The sequence below is a fragment of the Vibrio sp. A1-1 genome (assembly GCF_021728175.1).
Classification (GTDB): Bacteria; Pseudomonadota; Gammaproteobacteria; order Enterobacterales; family Vibrionaceae; genus Vibrio; species Vibrio diabolicus.
Genome location: NZ_JAKKCL010000005.1, coordinates 149,938 through 165,677, shown reverse-complemented (window position 1 = coordinate 165,677; position 15,740 = coordinate 149,938). Strand labels below are relative to the sequence as shown.

Here is a 15,740-nt window from a genome sequence, read left to right as displayed (position 1 = left end):
AATATGGTTGTAGTGCACCAACATAATGCGCACCATATAGCTCAACAAGCAGCAAACTCCCCACCATAAACATAAAAGCCACCTCATGAGAGGTGGCTTATATACTGAATTGCTAACTAAAGGAGTTTATCGAGTGTTCTTCCCTGCTTTTACATCTTCTGCCAACGCCCCTCGACGAGATAAGGAGGAAGCCAACCAGTTTCAACAGATAAACGGTTACCTTTGTCGTACCATATTAACTTCTACTAAGCGTGCCTATTGTGCTCTTTAATCATTTCTGCGATTTCCTTGCGTCCCCACTCATAAGCAAACGCTATAGCGTCCATGTCTTTCATAGAGTTACCAGTATATTTAACCGTTGTATCTATACCAGCTTTTAGTAATAACTCCACAATATTTTTATGACCTGCATGGATCGCAGCAAACAATGGGTTGCGGTCTGGTTCAGATATATCCATCACTGCACTTCTTTCTAGAAAATAGATAAGTAAGTCTAAATTACCTTCATATGCAGCTGTATTTAAGGGAGTTACACCTGAAGGCCCCCCCTTGACATTTACATCAATACCTAGATTCACCAGAAGCTCTACAATTTTATCTTGCCCTTGCTCCGTTGCGATGTGCAACCACGAACCCAATGGCGTAATTAGATGAAGTAATTTGTCATCTCCTGAGAGAATTTTTTCAACCTCACTTACATCACCCGACTTAATCGCGGCCATTACATCTTTTGCGCTATGCTCACCTGCCATCTTTATCTCCTCACAGCTGCTGTTTTACCCAGTGATTTTAAAGCGTTGATCATCTCATCACGCGTACCAAACATTTCATCGGTCATTTTAAGAAAATCAATAACTTGTTGTAACGCCTTAATATCATGTTGACCTTCAATGCGATTTGGAGCCCACACTAAATTCTCAGGGCCAAATATTGGATCAATGCCATATTTCCTCAAAAGAATTTGGCCCTCAGTAACGAGAGCTTGTTGCTCTGCCCCCAAGCCCTTCTTAAAGAGTATGTGGTGAGCATGTGGATCAGGCATATCTTTAGGAGGAGGCCCCACGACAGACCTTAAATATGCTCCAAAATCAAAGGTTTCATCAGAGTTCTTCGTCTCCAATAACAATCCTTGTAAAATTCGCAAACTTCCACTTTTATCCAAAGATGTGTTCGCAATACCAGATCCTTCATTTCTGTCGATAACGTGTGCATTTACAAAATCTTCTATCTTGACAACGCAATGAACTTCATGTTTTCTGCCGTCAGAATAATTTATGTGGCGATAGAAGGTAATCTCGTTTTTCTGCGAATCAATGCGCTCTAAATCATATTCATAGCGAATATGATTTTGGCCATCCGGTCTTCGGATTTTGACCTGTGAACGGACGCCATCTTCTCCGACGGATGACTCTTTTGCTGCCTCTAAAATCTGATCACAAACCTCTTGGGGAACGTTGTTTTGCGCCTGATACTCAGCCAGCATTTGTTGTAAGCGTTTTAGCCCTTCTTCACACAAGAAGCCTGTTGGGTCAATCCATTGAATTGGGTTGACTGCATATTGGTAATGATTAATACCACCAGCAATAGATATCGGATCTTGTTGGATGAAACGTCCTAGCTCAGGGTCGTAATACCGAGCGAGGTTGTAGTGTAAGTCGGTTTCTTGATCGAAGTACTGCCCTTGAAAACGCAGTGGATTTACTACTTTTTCAATATGTACATGAGCAAAGCCGTGAGCATCGTAGCTGGCACTCCATACAACATTCCCCTCGCTATCGATCAGTCGCTCTGGTTTACCAACTTGATCGCACTGGTACCAATAAATAACGTCATTTTCTAGCAGTGCCACTGGCGTGTAAGTTTCGGGTTGATATAGGTACCAGCGGAAAGCACATGAAGAGCGTTCACCAATTAAACGTTCCCCTTCCCACAAGAACTCCGTAACGCCATGTTGTGTAATTTTCTTCGTCCTGCGCCCTAATGCATCATATTCATATTGACTGATGCCATCGTCGGTGTGAACTTCAATGAGCTGATTTAACGCATCAAACACTCGAGTCTGAACTTGTCCTTGTCCCTCACGTTTTGTCTGGTTTCCTTGCGCGTCATATTTGAACCGGACACCATCGTGTACTTCAATACGATCAGCGAATACCTCTGAAGATGGCAAAGTAGGATTGCCAAAACTATCGTATTCAAACTTAGTCACTTCTCCGGAAGCATTGACTCGTTTAAGTTGCCCTAAGGCATCGTACTGATAGTGCGTTGCTCCTGCCGTATTATCAATGATTGATGAAATACGGTTTTGCGCATTGTAAACGTACTTTTTCTCTCTATCTGGCCAATGTTGTTCGACCAAACGACCAACACCATCATAAATGATGCGCTCATTAAAATATGCCGTTTCAATTTGGGAAACTCGTCCCATTTCATCGTAATGAAATTTGATTTGAGGTAAATCTAGGTTTCCAAACCGAATCGCTGAAAAACGCCCATATCGATCATAAGAGAAGTTCAGTTCCGTATTATCTGGCAGTACCTGAGATACGCGTTGGCCAACTCTGTTAAATTCCTGCGCTATCTCAAACTGACCTTGAATGCGCTTTGTTAAATGCCCGAATGAAGAGTATTGGTATTGCAATGTTTGATGGCGATTGGATGCGAAAGTAAGTCGCCCACCAAGCGTATAATTGAAGTGGTTCTCTACAATACTGCTACCATTTCCTGCTTTGACGTGCTTGAGATAACCCGCAGCGTCATAGCGGTACAGCACAGTCCTATCGGCGGCTTGCTTACGATGGATCCGCCCCATATCGTCATAATCAAATTGGCTGTGTAGATTATCAAACCCAACAGTTCCTGATAGCTGGCCTTCATCGTCATACAGGAATTCGAATTCTAAGCCGTCACTCCGAACTAATTTAGTCAGGTTACGTTGTTGATCGTATTCATAAGAAATATGGCTGCCATCGGGAAAGATGACTGCTTCTTGTTGCGCGAGTGCTCCCCATTGATACGAGGTAACGCCAGCTGGAGTTCGAATCTGAGCAACACGACTGTGCTCATCGTAAGAATATTCTTCGCTATAACCGACTTTGTCCTCGTCGTTAAAATAACGAACTGATGTACGCCTGCCAAATTGATCATAAGCGAGTTGAGCAATACACCCATCGGGATAAGCGACGCCATTCACTAAATCTTCTTCATTGTAGCTGTAACGAAGTAATGTACCGTCTATTTCATTCGCGATAAGTCTTTGTTGTTCATCCCACCACCATTGACTTTTCTTACCATCTTCAGACTCTTTTTTGACGACTTGCCCGTGTTTATCGTAATCATATTCTGTTACACAGCCGAACTGATCGGTATCCCAAACTCTTTGACCGAGGCTATTGTAGTAAGCCTTCTCGATATCCCCGTCAGGTGAAACCGTTTTAACTAACTTACCTAAGCCGTCATAACCATATTGAACTTCTTTGCCAGAGGAATGAAACTTAGAAACTAATTGACCATGCTGATTATATTGATAATTGACCGTTGACTGATCAGGATAGATAGCTTGTGCTTTTCGTCCTAATTCATCATATTGCCATCGCCAAGTTTTACCTGTGGGGCTTATTTTCTCGAGTAAGTTACCCTGCTCGTCATGCAAGAAAGACCATTGATGATCTAACGAGTCAGAATAAGAAGAATGATTTCCCTGATAATGGAAGCGATAGTCATAAATTCCTGCGTCCCCAACGTTCCTGATGCATTTCGCGTTAGCACATTCGCCATCCCATTCAAAATAATGAGTAAAGCCAGTTGGTCGTACACGTTTAACAATTAAATGGCCGCGGTATTGATACTGTTCCTTCAAGCCCAAATGATTAGTTGCACTGACCAAATCATCGTGCTCATCATAGGTATAAGTTGTCAGAACTTTTTGGGACTTTGCATTAAGCAGTTCTACAAGGCGTCCTTGCTTATCATATTGACATTCAAGAACCGGACGCTTGTTGTATGCAATCTCGATCAATCGATGGTTTCGAGAATACTGCAGTTGAAACGTTGAAAACGTACCATTTCTGACTTGTTTAACAAGCCAACGATCATCTTTCTGTTCAAATCGATATTGATGCCCATTAGCGAGCGTCACGATCCGAGTTGCTGAATTTAGGAAATAACAGCTCGCACCAGCGTATATCTGGTAACTTGTTGCTCCAGTATCTACTGGCTCAAATTCTGTGATATCTGCCTTATCGTCAACAAACTCCCAAGCGATAACGTTGTCTTTCTCGTCCGTCTTCTCGTGCAATTCAAACTGAAATGCATGTCTCCAACCAAAGCCCATTCCATGATTTACATCCGACTGCGAAGAGCGATAAGTACGCTGCCAAGTAGTACCTTGTTGTAGCTCGATATCATAGAGTTCGAGAATTTCTTCACCCGTCACAAGTGATACAGGATCACCGGCTTTCTCATGTTTTTCGCTACTTTGTTGTTGAGGCTTAGCAGATGCGGCACTTCTGCCATTCTTTTTATTCGACTTACCCTTTCCCTTCGATGGTTTTGCATTGACGGTATTTTGAGTCGGTGGAGGCGTAACCGCAGAGGAGAGTGCGTAGTTTTCTCCGGTCGGTACAATTCGAGCAACATGCAAGTCACCGTTCACCAAAGCATTGGCAAACGTTGAATTATAGTGTTGGGAAGTAAGCTCACCGTCAGGTATGTTTGGCTTGAATTGACCAATCAAATAGAACAAGTCTTCGACAGAGCGAAGGTCAAGCTCACCAAAGCTCTCAAGAAACTCTATTGCCTCTTGTTTGGTCACGAATGTTTTAGGTTCGCCGCTAGTAAGTAACTGACCAGAGAAGTGATAACTTTCGCCAAAGCGATTCGTGATAGGAATGACGAATTGAGGGATCATAGCCGTAACGTGTTTGTCCTTTTCTTACCTTGCCGCATCATTTAATGCTCGTTTCGCTCTTTTTATTTGTGAGAGCAAGATGCCTTAATCAAACATCCTCCGATAGAGATTCCTCTGTATGCGTAGACTGAATGTATTGATGGCAATTTTCACGTATGCAACTCTTTGAATTTCTGAGCGCAGCGTACTTTAACGGGACGATGAATCCTGAGTAAATGAACAATAGCGTGAGTGAGACTAATGTCTCATCGCGACGCGATTTTTTTACATGTTTCTTACTTAACTATGATTTTCTGCCCAGTTACGTAAATTCACTCAATAAGTTGCATCAAGTATCACCTGTGGGACTCAGCGCTTCATATTTGAGACATGACAGCAACAAAAAAACCGCCTATTACGGCGGTTTTGCTTAAAGAATACTGATTAAAGGTTTGGACCTGTCGATGGTCTGTGTGGTTGGTTATTGCGCAGTTGTTGCATCCCTTGAAACATTCGCATAAACCACACCAAGATGGCTAATGCAGCAAACACCATCCCTATCCAAGGAATAAAGTAAGCGATGGTTTCAAGCAAAGTACTATGCAACCAATAATCACTCACGCCAACGAGTACACCGTTAGAAGTCGCGACGGTGACGATCAACACAACAAAAAACGTCAGGTAGAGAAAGAAGGTACGAATTAAACCGTAGTAATGAGAAATCACTACGTCGCTGTCTTCTCCCTTATCTAATCGGTAACCAGCATAGATAATTGCGATAACGCCTGAGATCAGAAACGTAAACGGGGTCAGACAGCTCAGGATGTACGCAACCCAAATCCCGTTATGAGGTTTGTTCATTCGCTTTCGCTCCTTTTGCTTCCGTTTGTGCCGTATCTGTTTCGCCCATCGCTTCTTTGGACTTCACTTCTTCATACCAAAGATCGTGGTGTTCTTTCGCCCATGTCTCGTCAACTTCACCAGTCACCATGCCTTCTAACGCACCTTCCATACCAAATAGACCAATATAGATGTGGAAGATAAAGCCACAGATTAGAATCAGTGCCGAAATCGCGTGAACTAAGTTAGAAAGCTCCATGTCACGGCGAGTTTGGCCAAAGATAGGAAAATCTAGAACTAAGCCACTCACTGCCGCGATAGCACCAAAGAAGATCAATAACCAATAGATTGCCTTCTCGCCACCGTTTGAGAAACCAGCTGACGGGTGTGTGCCTTTGTGTTTACCAACCATACCGCCCATTTTCATGAACCAACGAACATCAGTCATGTTTGGAATCGACTTGCGCCACCATTTAAAGAGCACGAGCATCAGCAAAATGAAGAACAATGGTCCCATGTAATTGTGGTACTGCTTCGCCAACATGACGATAAAGCCCCAGAACTCAGTAGGAACGTACGGTTTTAAGAAGTGCTTACCGTAAACCAGCATCAAACCACTGAATGCCAACGTTAAGAATGTAAACGCCATACTCCAGTGAAGCGCGCGGTCTAAACGAGACCAACGTTTCATCTTTCTGCCAGTACGCGGCTTGCTAAGCATTAAAGGGCCAACGAGTACGTAAGCCATGATTACCATTGCAATACTGCCGAAAATCGCGACAGCACCCGCAGGAGACATCCATTTCTCTTTTAGAATGTACCAAGTCTCACCAGGTTTACTGATCAATACGCCATGTTCTGGCGATTGAGACGTGGTGTAGCCTTCTTGCCCCTCTCTGACTTCGCGCCAATAGTCTGCCCCGGCGAGTTGCGTGATCTCCTGTTGAATAACTTTAGAAGATTGTTCCTCTGCTGAAGCAGGCATTGCGAAAGTCAGCAGCAATGCCGTCATCATTGACAGCATTGCTAGAGACGCACGTTTAAGCGTGTTTAACATGTGCCTCTCCTTACTTAGCTTTTCGTCGCATCGTAAGAAAGATCGTTTCCGTCTGTCCAACCTGCGTTTTTCGCGCCGCGTTCTACCACACGTTGACGGAAAATGTCAGAGACTTTCTCTGCGTCACCCGCAAGCAGTGCTTTGGTTGAACAAAGCGATGCACACATCGGTAACTTGCCTTCTGCGATACGGTTCGCACCGTATTTTTGACGTTCTTCCTCAGAGCCTGGCTCTGTTTCTGGGCCGCCCGCGCAGAAAGTACATTTATCCATTTTGCCACGTTCACCAAACGCTTCTTGTTTAGGGAACTGAGGTGCGCCAAACGGACAAGCAAACAAACAGTAACCACAACCGATACACAGATCTTTATTGTGAAGAACGATGCCGTCTTCGGTATGTTCGAAACAGTCTGCTGGACAAACTGCCATACAAGGCGCATCGGTACAGTGCATACAAGCAACAGAGATGGAGTTTTCACCAGCTTCACCATCGTTCAGTGTTACCACGCGGCGACGTTGAATGCCCCATTCAAGCGCATCGTCGTTTTCGTTCTTACATGCAGTAACACAGCCGTTACACTCGATACAGCGCTTGGTGTCACATAGAAATTTCATTCGTGCCATTGTCAGACTCCTTACGCTTTACGAATGTTACATAGGGTTACTTTGGTTTCCTGCATCAAGGTAACCGGGTCGTAACCGTAAGTGGTTGCCGTGTTGGCCGATTCGCCAACAACGTAAGGCTGTGTACCTTCTGGGTATTTAGGACGTAGGTCTTCACCTTCGAACTTACCGCCAAAGTGGAACGGAATGAACGCCAAGCCAGGTTTCACACGGCGTGTTACCATCGCTTTCACCTTGATTCTTCCCTTCTCTGCACCTTCAACCCAAACATCATCACCATCTCTAAAGCCAAGATCGTTCGCGTCTTTCGGGTTCACTTCAACAAACATTTCTTGTTGAAGCTCGGCAAGCCAAGGGTTTGAACGCGTCTCTTCACCGCCACCTTCGTATTCAACCAGACGACCAGAAGTCAGAACGATTGGGTACTCGCCAGATTTGTCTTGCTCTTGAATGGATTTATACAACGTAGGAACACGGAAGATTGCATCTTTGTCGTCCCAAGTTGGGTAGTCCGTTACAAGGTCACGACGTGGTGTGTATAGTGGTTCACGATGCAGCGGTACGCGGTCTGGGAACGTCCAAACAATCGCACGCGCCTTCGCGTTACCAAATGGAATACAACCGTGCTTGATCGCGACACGCTGAATACCGCCAGAAAGGTCAGTCTTCCAGTTTTTACCCTCTGCTGCCGCTTTCTCTTCAGCAGTTAGATCGTCCCACCAACCAAGTTGTTTCAATAACTTGTCAGTGAACTCTGGGTAACCATCTTTGATTTCACAGCCTTTCGAGTAGCTGTCTTCTGCAAGAAGGCTCTTGCCTTCGAATTCCACACCAAAGCGCGTACGGAAGTTACCGCCCCCTTCTGCAACCGTCTTAGACGTATCGTACAGAATGTGTGTGCCTGGGTGTTTCATTTCCGGTGTACCCCAACATGGCCAAGGTAGACCGTAGGTTTCACCGTTGACAGGGCCACCTTCCGCTTCCAACGTGGTTTTGTGGAACGTATGCCAGTTTTGTTGGTGCGCTTTCAAACGCTCTGGGCTTTGGCCTGTGTAACCAATCGTCCACATGCCTTTGTTGAATTCACGCGTTAGGTCTTCAATAACTGGCTGGTTGTTTTCAACACGGATGTTTTTGAACAGAAGATCTGAATAGCCCAGTTTCTTCGAAAGCAGGTACATGATTTCGTGGTCTGGTTTTGATTCGAACAAAGGTTCAATAACCTGATCACGCCATTGTAGAGAGCGGTTAGAAGCGGTAACACTGCCGTATGTTTCAAACTGTGTTGTTGCAGGAAGCAAGTAAACGCCGTCGGTACGGTCGTTCATTACCGCAGCAACCGTTGGGTATGGGTCCACAATCACCATCATGTCCAGCTTCTGCATCGCTTTTTTCATCTCAACACCACGTGTTTGAGAGTTCACTGCGTGTCCCCAGTAGAACATTGCGCGGATGTTTTCGCGTTGACGAATGTTGTCTTTGTTTTCCAGTACACCATCAACCCAACGAGATACAGGAATACCTGCACTGTGCATTGGTTTCTGACCGCTATAAGCGTTGTCATCGAAACGACCTTTGATCCATTCGTAATCGATTTCCCACACTTTTGACCAATGACGCCAAGCGCCTTCAGAAAGGCCGTAGTAGCCCGGTAGCGTATCAGAAAGTACGCCAAGGTCGGTTGCGCCTTGTACGTTATCGTGACCACGGAAGATGTTTGCGCCACCGCCTGATTTACCAATGTTTCCAAGCGCTAGCTCAAGCACACAGTAAGCACGTGTGTTGTTGTTACCAGTAGTATGCTGAGTACCACCCATACACCAAACAATACAGCCCGGGCGATTTTCAGAAAGCAGTTTTGCTGTTTGGTAAACGTCTTCTTCGCTTACGCCTGTTACGCGCTCAACTTCTGCTGGCGTCCACTTCGCTACTTCAGCACGGATTTCATCCATACCGAATACACGTTGACGGATGAACTCTTTATCTTCCCATTGGTTTTCGAAGATGTGCCACAACACACCCCAAATGAATGCTACGTCAGAACCAGGACGAAGTGATACATAGTGATCCGATTTTGCTGCCGTACGTGTACGACGAGGATCCGCTACGACGATCTTACAGTTGTTCTTCTCTTTTGCGATCAGAATGTGCTGCATCGCTACTGGGTGTGCTTCAGCTGGGTTTGAACCAATGAACAGCATCGACTTACAGTTGTGCATGTCATTGAAAGAGTTGGTCATCGCACCGTAACCCCAAGTGTTTGCTACACCCGCCACGGTTGTTGAGTGACAAATACGCGCTTGGTGGTCAACGTTGTTAGTGCCCCAAAGTGATGCCATTTTGCGGAACAAGTACGCTTGTTCGTTGCTGTGCTTTGCGCTTCCCAAGAAGTAAACCGAATCAGGGCCAGACTCTTTGCGGATGTCCATCACCTTGTTACCGATTTCTTCGATCGCTTGATCCCAAGAAAGCTTTTTCCACTTACCGTTTTCAAGCTTCATTGGGTATTTAAGACGGCGCTCACCATGACCATGTTCACGCAGTGCTGCGCCTTTTGCACAGTGACCACCGGCGTTAAATGGGTGGTCGAATGCAGGCTCTTGACCCGTCCAAACACCATTTTGAACTTCTGCGTAAATACCACAACCCACTGAACAGTGAGAACAGATAGTACGTTTAACTTCTGTTTTCGCTTCTGGATCGACGGATTTTGCTTGCGCCTTTTTCATCATTCCCGGTGCGAATAGACTAGCACCAACCACTGCGCCACCAGCGGCAAGCGAAGTGTTTTTCATGAATGCACGACGAGATACGCCAAGCTGGTTCGTTTCTTTGCTCACACTGTCGGAGCGTTTGACAAGTTTCATCCGTTATCTCCTAAAGTGTGTCGTAGTAATCGCGAATGTGTTGAGTTTCACGATACCCTTTCTTCTTCACGTCTTTTTCAGAAGGCTCAACCGTTTCTGAAGCAACGGCCACTTTTGTGGTTCCCGCAACAACAGCACCAGCAACGGCAGCGGTTGTGAAGCCTTTTAGGAGATCCCTACGGCTTGTGTTTATTTCTTTATTATCTTTCATCATTGCTTCCTTACCTTACGGTAGATCTTTGGAGACTCATGCCTCTCTATCGATATGACCAAGTACTGCTCGATTACTCGTAATCAGTGACGTTTTTCACATCAATTTTTAATTTGCTCTTACTGCTTTTGGTGTTCACGCTAAAGCGCACTTGCTCTAACGTTAAAAATGCATCGCAAAGCTGTGCAGCTGGCTTGTAGAAGTTCACGCTTTCTGCGTTCTCTAGTTGGCGCGTAAAAGATTGGAACCAAGGGGCGATGTGTTTGTTAAACACCGCTTGTTGAAGTTCTTCCTCTTCACCCGTCAGCATTGCCATCACTTCGCACAGTGCAGAAATATGGTCTTCAGGCTCTTTCACGTTCTCTTCTCGTTCGATGCCTAAAAGTTCCAAATCGCGACGAATTTCCGCTAACGGTTTTTCCATCATCGAGCCAGTGCGATGCCAAGATCCGAATGGCACAACTTCACCACGTCCAATGCCAATAAACAGATCTTGATATTCTTCTTCTAACGCTTCTCGCTGCGCTTCGTTCGCGGCTTGTTGCAGTGCGAGCCAAGCTTTTTGCATCGCGCTCTCAGACGGTTCAATTTCTAGCGATTTCAAGAACGCCAGCATTTCATCACTTGGCGCACTACGAAAAAGTGCGGATAGAACGAGATAAATGTCCGTTCTCAGTGTTTGTTCTTGTTGTGTATCCACTGCGAGCTCCTAGTATTTCAATTGATTCATTGGATCAGCAGCCATCGACTCAAACATGTCGATCACACGACAGTCTTCACACATGGCGATGCGATTAATGGCGGCTTCATCAGAGAAATGAGAATGACCGCGAAGCTTGTTTTGCAGCATGTCGATCATCGATTGCGGAGCAAAAGGCTTGTGACAGCGAATGCACTCGGCTGCCTTTTCTTCATGAATCACAACCGCTTTCTGGCGTTCTTCTTTCACCCAGTTCATACGAGGAGTAAGCGTCAGCACTTTCTCTGGACACGCTTTCTCGCACAGCCCACATTGAATGCAGTCTTGCTCGACGAATTTAAGCGACGGAGATTGACCGTCCGTATGCAATGCACGTGTTGGACACACCGCTACACAGCTCATGCACAACGTACAATCTTTGCTTTCACAAGAGACCGTGCCGTAAGGTGCGTTTGCTGGCAGTTCAACAATGTTCTCAACTGGAATACGTGATGCGGACAACGCATCCAACGCCGTAAATAGACGCTGACGTTTGTTACCTTGCAAATCACCTAATGCCAAATCAAAAGACTCGGTACAAAGTGTCGGAGCACTTTCACGTAGTGACTCTAGATACAGAATGTCGATGGTTTCTTTAGCGATACCAAGCTGGTCGAGCAACTCTTGAGCAATACCTACTTCGCTATTAAGCACACGAATAATGGTTTGAGGCATAAAACGCGAAGCCGCAAACAGCACCTGAGTGGCACCGTTCACAAGCGCAGCGAACCAAGTATCAATACCAACCGAAGGCAGTTCTTCCACCACAATTGGAATCACGTTATCTGGCAGTGCTTTTAGTGCCATCACGTTGTAGCTCTCGTGGCGAGAACTACAAATCAATACGATAGGGTCTAAACCACCCGCTTGCTCATAGTTGGCGAGCGTACGTTCAATAAACTTTTGGGTATCTTCGGGGTTTGGCAATGCGTAATGAATAGCTTCCGTCGGACACGCTGTAGCACAAGTCCCAACGCCTTGACATAGGTATGGGTTGATCTCGATGCGATGGCCCGTTTTGTCGCTGCCTTCACTCGATAGTGCCCCTGCCGGACAAGCATCCACACAACGTTCGCAACCTTTTACGCCACGAGAGCTGTGTGCACATAGATCGGTATCTAAACGGAAGAATTTCGGTTTATCGAACGTCCCCATCAAGGTTGGAATTTCTTCCAACGCTTCAGCCAGTTTCGGATAGCCACGACCGACTGGGTAGTAGCCTGGTACTGGTACTTCTTCCGACATGCAGCTGTTTAGGCAAAGATCGAGTACGATATCGAAACAATCGCTATTGATCGCGACCTTGGCAAGGTTGTTGGTCGAACCATGATTTTCAATGAGAACTTCAAACGTACCTAAGAACCCTGAAACCTGAACCGAATTGGCGTAGTAAAGCTCGGGATTTGTGCCCTTTTCGCCGTCGGTAGAAAGCAGCGTTAGGCTGTTCATTTGCGACAATTGCGCTGCCGCACTTTCGATGATTGCCGTTGGACCTACAATCAAAGTATTACCGCCGCTTTCATAGCTTACGGTTGGTGGAATAAGATTGGTCAACTCTACGGTATTTTCGAAAGCGTACAGCCTCGCTTTACCGTTATTGGAAGTTGCTTGTTCTAATAATTGTTTCAGCATTGCTCAATTCCATTTATGAACATGGATAGTCTTTTCCATCTCTTAGTGTAGTTAGCGCCGGAGATTCTGCTGATTAACTTATCAATGAGCATTCTTATTCCGCCATCTATAGGCGATGAATACTACGCAGTGCGTCCGTGCTAACTTCAACCAGATTGGTATTGAGCAACAAATAGCAAATGTCATGCCAATAAAATATCAATTAAAATTCAACAGCTTAGATATTTTACCGACAAATGGTAGGGATAAAAAAACCGGTTGAGACATTTTGTCCCAGCCGGTTCATTGAGTGTTTAGTCAAAATGTACCTATTCTTTGTGTGGTATATTTTGTCTCACCTCGTTAGGCGGTGATTCCTCAGCAAAAGTATCACTTTCACCAGATGCTGTATTTATATACAGTTCATTTTCATCTTGGGTAATTCCGGCACTTTTTTCGGCGTTTAGTTCTGAGTCTTCAACCACCTCAGATGCGATATCGTCAGCGTTAAGTTCAGATCCTTGCGCCGTTTCAGCGTCTGGTTCTTCTTCCACTTTTTCTTTAACCCAATCACGCAGCGTCTCTGCGACGTCTTTAGAAAGTGACTTTAAGTTACTGTAATCATCATCGTAATCGTCTAGGCCATCACGCACGTTAAATTCTTCGGACAAGAACATTTTGCGCAGCGCGGCTTTCTTAACACTTTCTGAAGCTTCAGAAACCAGCAGTTGCGCCACAGACATTTCTTCGGGCTTTTCAGTCTCTACACTCGCGGTAATGTCTGGTGACTGACTAACCTCGTTGACGTTCAAAGCGTCTGAGCTTTCGTCAGCGTTTGAAAGCGCTGTGACACTATCTTCGGATTGCTCCGTCTCTGCTATCGGCGTGATCTCTTCATCATGTTGGGAAGATTCTTCTAATTTACGTTTCGACCAACGGCTTAAAAAACTAGTTGCCATTTGCTCTGCCCGCTCCTTTGCGTTTCTTACGTCTTACTTCTAACAACTCACCGTGGCGACCGATGAAGGCTTCCATCCAAGCCTGAACGGCTAACGGCATATCGTTGGATAGTACAAGGTTGTCGCCATCCATATATTGCGCCGCGACAGATTGTGAAGCCGTTAGTAGCTGTATCGCTGGTTTTTCACCAGACTCGACGTTATCCATCACTAAAAAAAGTTTAGGTTGCTGAGAGCTTAAGTTAAAGCGGTAGTCTGTACGCTCGTCTTTGTGCAATTGCAACAGACAAACATCTGGAGTCTCTTCCGTCGGATTTAGCGCAAACCCCGTCAACTGCCATTGGGTTGTTACCCAAATCCCTGTACTGATCTCATGCTCAACAAGCTCTACGCCAATTGGCCATGCGTCTTCGGTCTTCTCGTAATTGTTCTCGAAATCTTTCTTATCCGACATAACTCACCCAGTTTTTCTATTTTGGTCTGAAAGCAATCAGGACACTTTGACCTTACTTTCGACCATTTTATTGACTTATAAGCAATAAACGAGCCACACTGATAAAGCTTAGCCTATTCATGTCCTCTGGCTATAAGTACCAAACTAGCCGAAACTCAAATGTACTGATGTGTCATTACTGCGAACTCGCAGTTTTAATGCGTTGTTGACATAAAACCTCGCAATTTTTGTGGGAACCGTTATTTTGGAACGAGATTTGCTTTGCTAACCACTTAGCAAGCTAAATGCGTAGCAACCTAACGCTCTTAATCACTAGGACACGACTGTGCTGAAACCAAATATTATTAAAACCAGTGAAAATCCCCTGCAAACCATTGAAGTCGACGTGTACGACGAGTACGGCGAAAAACTGACAAAGCAAATCGCATGCGAGCGCCCTCTTACGGTCATGCTGAACTGGAAAGAAGTGGTCACGCTCATGACGCTAGGTTCGCGTCCAGAAGCGTTAGTACTAGGTTATTTGAAAAACCAAAGCTTCCTGTCCGATCCAGCAGCGATTGAATCCGTCATTATTGACTGGGAAACGCATTCCGCAGCGGTAATTACTAAAGAAAATACCGAACATTTAGAAGGCGCTCTGAAAAAGAAAACCGTCACATCTGGCTGTGGTCAAGGCACCATGTATGGCAACGTGATGAAGCAGCTTGAGAACTACCAAGTGCCTCAAGTTCCGCTTAAACAATCAGAAATCTATTCCGCATTGGAAGCGTTGACTCATTACAACGACACCTACAAAAAAGCAGGTGCGGTGCATGGCTGTGCGGTTTGCAAAGGCAATGAGGTATTGTCATTTGTGGAAGATGTCGGTCGCCACAATGCTGTGGATACGCTTGCAGGTGAGATGTGGCTCAAAGAAGAAACAGGTGAAGATAAAATTTTCTACACAACTGGTCGCCTTACTTCAGAGATGGTGATTAAAGTGGCCCAAATGGGCATTCCTGTTCTGCTTTCTCGCTCTGGCGTTACTCAAATGGGGTTAGATCTTGCGAAACAATTTGGCATTACGACGATTGCGCGAGCAAAAGGTTTACGCTTCCAAGTATTTACCGGAGCCGACAAGATTGAGTTTGATGTGAAAGGCGAAAGTGCATCTCGTTAACGAGAAAATAATACAAAACCGTCGATTCGTGTAAACTTATAACAATTGGGATAAGTAAATCATCACGTTATGAAGGCTTAATTAAACGATATAAGTCAGAAATAGCAACATGTGTTGTAGCAATAACAACGCTTGCTTTAATTGATGCTAACTACAGCTCATTCACAAAGGATGTGAACTATGGACAATGACCAACTGTGGAATTTTTTGCTCACGCCCAGTGGCATCATGCTCTCAATGATCATTACATTTGGTGTCGTCGGCATATATGCGTATATAACCGGTCAGTTTAAGGATTAAGACCAATTAAAAAAGCCTCGCTAAATAGCGAG

The 15,740-nt window shown here is 45.1% G+C and carries 12 protein-coding genes; 1 reads left to right on the top strand and 11 read right to left on the bottom strand.

Features of this window, described 5'->3' with window-relative positions:
- Positions 1 to 245: 245 nt before the first annotated feature.
- The 11 genes from L3V30_RS10270 to L3V30_RS10220 form a co-directional block, all read right to left on the bottom strand.
- Entirely contained in the window at positions 246 to 752 is a 507-nt protein-coding gene (locus L3V30_RS10270) for an ankyrin repeat domain-containing protein (protein ID WP_012841835.1), read from the bottom strand.
- 2 nt (positions 753 to 754) lie between these two features.
- Entirely contained in the window at positions 755 to 4,909 is a 4,155-nt protein-coding gene (locus L3V30_RS10265; protein WP_237308862.1) for an RHS repeat-associated core domain-containing protein, read from the bottom strand.
- A gap of 423 nt (positions 4,910 to 5,332) precedes the next feature.
- Positions 5,333 to 5,749, bottom strand: a complete 417-nt coding sequence (locus L3V30_RS10260) for a hypothetical protein (RefSeq protein WP_005396167.1) — start codon at positions 5,747 to 5,749, stop codon at positions 5,333 to 5,335.
- Entirely contained in the window at positions 5,733 to 6,785 is a 1,053-nt protein-coding gene (locus L3V30_RS10255; protein ID WP_047008778.1) for a formate dehydrogenase subunit gamma, read from the bottom strand. Before L3V30_RS10255 ends, L3V30_RS10260 begins: the two co-directional genes overlap by 17 nt.
- A 14-nt stretch (positions 6,786 to 6,799) precedes the next feature.
- The gene (gene fdh3B / locus L3V30_RS10250) at positions 6,800 to 7,408 is read right to left on the bottom strand and encodes a formate dehydrogenase FDH3 subunit beta (protein ID WP_005377536.1); all 609 of its coding nucleotides are present in this window, start codon (positions 7,406 to 7,408) and stop codon (positions 6,800 to 6,802) included.
- 11 nt (positions 7,409 to 7,419) lie between these two features.
- Positions 7,420 to 10,275: a formate dehydrogenase subunit alpha gene (locus L3V30_RS10245; protein ID WP_005396169.1), complete on the bottom strand. Its 2,856-nt coding sequence runs from the start codon at positions 10,273 to 10,275 to the stop codon at positions 7,420 to 7,422.
- Between the two features lie 10 nt (positions 10,276 to 10,285).
- Positions 10,286 to 10,486, bottom strand: a complete 201-nt coding sequence (locus tag L3V30_RS10240) for a twin-arginine translocation signal domain-containing protein (RefSeq protein ID WP_005396171.1) — start codon at positions 10,484 to 10,486, stop codon at positions 10,286 to 10,288.
- 73 nt (positions 10,487 to 10,559) lie between these two features.
- Complete coding sequence (locus tag L3V30_RS10235) at positions 10,560 to 11,186, bottom strand: molecular chaperone (protein WP_006742580.1); 627 nt, start codon at positions 11,184 to 11,186, stop codon at positions 10,560 to 10,562.
- Between the two features lie 9 nt (positions 11,187 to 11,195).
- Positions 11,196 to 12,857 (bottom strand): 4Fe-4S dicluster domain-containing protein, encoded by a 1,662-nt coding sequence (locus L3V30_RS10230; RefSeq protein WP_237308861.1) that lies wholly within the window; start codon positions 12,855 to 12,857, stop codon positions 11,196 to 11,198.
- Positions 12,858 to 13,165: 308 nt separating this feature from the next.
- Positions 13,166 to 13,795 carry a DUF3306 domain-containing protein gene (locus L3V30_RS10225; protein ID WP_237308860.1) on the bottom strand — a complete coding sequence of 210 codons (630 nt, stop codon included), beginning with the start codon at positions 13,793 to 13,795 and terminating at the stop codon, positions 13,166 to 13,168.
- Positions 13,785 to 14,249: a DUF3305 domain-containing protein gene (locus tag L3V30_RS10220; RefSeq protein ID WP_005396177.1), complete on the bottom strand. Its 465-nt coding sequence runs from the start codon at positions 14,247 to 14,249 to the stop codon at positions 13,785 to 13,787. The genes L3V30_RS10225 and L3V30_RS10220 overlap by 11 nt, the downstream gene beginning before the upstream one ends.
- A 325-nt stretch (positions 14,250 to 14,574) precedes the next feature.
- Here L3V30_RS10220 and L3V30_RS10215 point away from each other — a divergent pair, with 325 nt between their 5' ends.
- The gene (locus tag L3V30_RS10215; RefSeq protein ID WP_005396179.1) at positions 14,575 to 15,408 is read left to right on the top strand and encodes a formate dehydrogenase accessory sulfurtransferase FdhD; all 834 of its coding nucleotides are present in this window, start codon (positions 14,575 to 14,577) and stop codon (positions 15,406 to 15,408) included.
- Positions 15,409 to 15,740 lie beyond the last annotated feature (332 nt).